The sequence below is a fragment of the Microbacterium sp. CPCC 204701 genome, from assembly GCF_004010105.1.
Lineage (GTDB): Bacteria > Actinomycetota > Actinomycetes > Actinomycetales > Microbacteriaceae > Microbacterium.
Genome location: NZ_RRYE01000508.1, coordinates 1 through 1,761, shown reverse-complemented (window position 1 = coordinate 1,761; position 1,761 = coordinate 1). Strand labels below are relative to the sequence as shown.

The window sequence follows — 1,761 nt, the reverse complement described above, 5'->3', positions numbered from 1 at the left end:
CGCACGGCGTCGCGATCGAGCCCGCCCGCCTCGTCGAGAGCCCCGACGACGACCCCGCCGGCGCCGCGGGCGACGCACGCGCGGATGTCTGCGGTGATCAGCGCGGCCTCGTCGGCGCTGTACACGAAGCCGCCCTCCCGAGGGCGCACGAGCACGTTCACCGCGGCGGGATCCACGGCGTCGAGCACGGCCTCGAGCGTCGCGAGCGACGGGGTCAGCCCCCCGAGGCTCAGCGCCTGGCAGAGCTCGAGCCGCGCCGCGCCGGCCGCCATCGCATCACGGGCACCTGCAGGGTCTTGGACGGCGATCTCGATGGCGCGCAGAGACATGCGAGGAAGCCTATCCGGCGGTGTGGTGTGCCTTGACGCTCCCCCGCTCCGGTGGTCGGATGAGCACGTGGAGGTCACGGTCGACGCCGACTACCTCGTGCTGGGCGCAGGTGCGATGGGCATGGCGTTCGCCGACGCGCTCGCGGACCATGCCGATGTCTCGGTCGCCATCGTCGACCGCCGGTTCGGCGCAGGCGGGCACTGGCTCGACGACTACCCGTTCGTCCGACTCCATCAGGCGTCCGTCTTCTATGGTGTCCCCTCGACCCGACTCGGCGGCGGACGGCTTCAGGAGAACGGCCCCGAGCGAGGTCTCCAGGAACGGGCGTCGGCTGCGGAGATCTGCGAGTACTACGCGCGTGTCGCCGAGCGGCTCGCCCAAAGCGGGAAGGTCACGTTCCACTCGAACTGCGAGTTCGTCGGCGACGGGCGGTTCGTGTCGCGACTCACCGGCCGCCGGTTCGTCGCGCCCCTCGCGCGCCTCGTCGACGCCCGGTACCTCTCCCCTGGCATTCCCGCCCTCACGCCGCCGCCGTTCGAGATCGACGGCGCCCACGTCATCCCGGTGAACGGACTCGTGCACCTCTCCTCGCCACCGTCGAGGTTCGTGCTCGTGGGCGCCGGCAAGACAGCGATGGATGCCGGGGTCTGGCTCCTCCGCCAGGGCGTCGCTGCCGATGCCATCACGTGGGTGCGGCCGCGCGACCCGTGGCTGCTCAACCGCGCCGTGGTCCAGCCCGACCCGGCGATCTTCCTCGGCATGGCCGCCGACACCATGACGGCAGCGACGGAGGCGTCTTCGGCAGACGACTTCTTCCTCCGCATGGAAGCCGCCGGAGTCATGCTCCGAATCGACCGGGCGGTGACGCCCACCATGGCGAAGACGCCGACGCTCGCGACGTGGGAGCTGGAACTGCTGCGTTCGATCGAGGACGTCGTGCGGCGAGGACACCTGCGCAAAGCCGAGCGGGGCCGACTGTGCTTCGCCGAGGGAGATGTGCGGATTCCAGACGACGCCGTGATCGTGCACTGCGCTGCGCCCGGAGTGAAGTATCCCGGACTCGTGCCGATCTGGAGGCCCGGCGTGATCACGCCGCAGCCTGTGCGCGCCGGCTTCCCCTGCTTCGGCGCGGCACTCGCCGGCTACGTCGAAGCCACGCGCGACACCGATGACGAGAAGAACGCGGTGTGCCGACCCTCGCCGTACGCGGACACCCCGATCGACTGGGCCGCGATGCAGGTGATCGGCGGCGACGCATCGCTCGCGATGGCGAAGGAGGACGACATCCGGCGGTGGTCGAACGACACGACCCTCAACCCGTCGCGCATCCCGCCGGAGCGGGCCGACGATCCCGTCGTGGTCGCCGCCGTGCAACGTCTGCGGGAGTCCGGCGGCGCCGCGCGGCAGCGGCTCGCGGAGCTCGCCGCGACC

At 71.5% G+C, this 1,761-nt stretch carries 2 protein-coding genes; one reads left to right on the top strand and one right to left on the bottom strand.

What is annotated here, in order from left to right:
• Positions 1-329, bottom strand: a 329-nt coding sequence (locus EIO58_RS17325) for a copper homeostasis protein CutC (RefSeq protein WP_274543226.1), incomplete at its 3' end; no start/stop codon positions are given.
• Positions 330-396: 67 nt separating this feature from the next.
• Between EIO58_RS17325 and EIO58_RS17320 the strand changes: the two genes are divergently transcribed.
• Positions 397-1,761, top strand: a 1,365-nt coding sequence (locus EIO58_RS17320; RefSeq protein ID WP_240658980.1) for an NAD(P)-binding protein, incomplete at its 3' end; no start/stop codon positions are given.